This is a genomic window from Deltaproteobacteria bacterium, assembly GCA_009930495.1.
In the GTDB taxonomy this organism is placed as follows: domain Bacteria; phylum Desulfobacterota; class Desulfovibrionia; order Desulfovibrionales; family Desulfomicrobiaceae; genus Desulfomicrobium.
The window spans coordinates 1-2,359 of sequence record RZYB01000286.1; the positions used below are offsets into that span (position 1 = coordinate 1).

Annotated in this window: 3 protein-coding genes; all 3 read left to right on the forward strand. The window is 66.1% G+C overall.

Going from position 1 to position 2,359, the window contains the following annotated elements; genetic code table 11:
• The first annotated feature begins 150 nt into the window (after positions 1-150).
• Entirely contained in the window at positions 151-1,353 is a 1,203-nt protein-coding gene (locus tag EOL86_13830; GenBank protein ID NCD26654.1) for a hypothetical protein, read from the forward strand.
• A 3-nt stretch (positions 1,354-1,356) separates the two neighbouring features.
• Entirely contained in the window at positions 1,357-1,776 is a 420-nt protein-coding gene (locus EOL86_13835) for a hypothetical protein (protein ID NCD26655.1), read from the forward strand.
• A gap of 76 nt (positions 1,777-1,852) precedes the next feature.
• Positions 1,853-2,359, forward strand: a 507-nt coding sequence (locus tag EOL86_13840; protein ID NCD26656.1) for a hypothetical protein, incomplete at its 3' end; no start/stop codon positions are given.

Here is a 2,359-nt window from a genome sequence, read left to right on the forward strand (position 1 = left end):
GGCGACTGGCAGGGGAACGTGGGCGAACCGATCGGGACTATGGACTGGGACAAGCGGATCGAGGAGGCGCAGAAGGCTGGAAATGTCGCGCTCTCGGTCTATCTCAAGAATCAGCAAGCCGCAGCGAACGCGGCAAAGTAAGGAGCAACAATGAGCACCGTCACTGGGCTCGGAACCACGTTCAATCTTCCCAACTACCACGGGGAACTCATCTCCGTGACCCCCGACGACACCCCGCTGCTGTCCGCCACTGGCGGGCTGACTGGCGGTGGCGGTCAGGTCGGGTCCACCATCTTCGAGTGGCAGACCGAGGACCTGCGCGACCCCGACCCGACTGGCGCGCTCGAGGGCGCATCGGCTCCGGCTGGCGAGTCGCGCGCGCGGGCCAACGTGTCCAACGTGGTGCAGATCTTCCACCGCGCGGTGGACACCTCCTACACCAAGCAGGCAACCTCGCAGCAGTACACGAGCCGCAGTTCGGCCCCATACTTCTCCGCTGACGGCATCGCGAACCCGGTGGTGGACGAGCACACTCACCAGGTCATGTTGGCGCTCAAGACCATCGCCCGGGACGTGAACTACACGTTCTGGCACGGCGTCCAGGCGATCCCGACCACCAACGGTTCGGCACGCCAGACCGCCGGGCTGCTGTCCGTCGTGACCACGAACCGTACCGCCACTGGTGAGGTCACCGCCAAGTCGGCGTCCACCGACACTGTGTCCTCGACGGCTCACGGCATGGACAACGGCGACAAGGTGATCTTCACCGACGTGGGCGTCTCCACGGCGATCCGCCCCGACCGCGTGTACTACGTCGTCGGCAAGACCACCGATGCGTTCAAGGTGGCGGCCACTCTCAGCGGCGCTGCGATCACGATCGGGACCGCGACGGTCAGCTACATCGAGCCGGCAACCGCTCTCACGGTAGCCGTCCTCGAGGAGGCCATGCAGGGCGTGTATGACAATGGTGGCATCTCCGGCCAGGGGACCGCTACCCTGTTCTGCTCGTCCCGTCAGCGTCGGGCACTGTCTGCCGCCTACGCCAACGAGTACGGCAAGACCGATCTGTTCGGGGACAGCCGGAACGTCGGCGGCGTCGCGATGGACACCGTGATCACCAACTTCGGGCGGCTGAACGTGGTCATCGACCGCGCGCTCGCGCCCGACACGATCGCGGTCGTGTCGCTGGAGCAGATCCAGCCCGTCTACCTCGCGATCCCCGGCAAGGGCGTGCTGTTCGAGGAGTCCATCGCCAAGACCGGCGCTTCGGAGAAGTCGCAGATCTACGGTGAGATCGGCCTGAAGTACGGCAACGCGCTCGCCCACGGCGTCATTCGCGGTCTGGCGGTCTGACCCATGGCAACCCTGTACGACAGTCTGGTCGCGGATGCGGTGGGCGCGGGTTCCCCCACGCAGTCCATCCTCTCCAAGATCGACCATGTTCACCCGCTCACGGACATCGGGGCGGCCGTCGAGTACACGGCCACATCCCCGGCTGCGATCCCGGCAGACGTGAACGTGATCGAGCTGAACCACGCCACCGTGGCGATCGAGAAGACCATCGGGTCCCTGTCGGATCACAAGGGGCTCATGGTCATCAAGAACACGAGCGCGAGCGGCACGGCGGCTCACAAGATCACCGTGACCACGGGCACGTGGGATGGCACGAACAAGGTCATCACGCTGAACGCGCCCAAGGAGTGCCTGGTCGTGTTCATCGACTCGGCCGGCAACGGCACGATCATCATCAACGTCGGCGCCGTCGGTCTCGCCTGACACACACAACCCCGCGTTAGGTGGCCCGTCATAGGTTGGCGGGCCACCTGCGCGACAACTACATCGAGGAGGCGCCATGCTGTCACCGCTCGCCACCGTGGCGGACGCTGCCGCGTTCGGCCTGACCGTGGCCGAGGCGTCCCTGTTGCGCGCGTCCACACGGGTGCGCGGTTACGTGGACCAGCAGATCACCTTCGGCACGTCCACGGTTGTGCTCCCCGACTCCAACCGGCGCCTCCCGCAACGTCCCGTGATCGCGGTGACCTCCGTGGTGGACGAGGACGGCGTGACGCTCACCGATGGCACCGACTGGGAACTGGTGGGTGACCGCATCGAGACTGGCGCGCGCGGCCGGTTGACCGTCACCTACTCTCACGGGCTCATCGACCTGCCGGACGAACTGGTCGAACTGGTCTGCACGGTCGCGGCCCGGATCGGGAACATGCCCACCGAGTTGCAGACTGGCGTGCAGCAGCAGGGCGCCGGTCCGTTCCAGACCACCTACGGGTGGGACTCGCACAAGGCCGCGTCTGGGCTGACTCAGGGCGAGAAGGAATCGCTGGACCGCATCTGGCCGCGACTC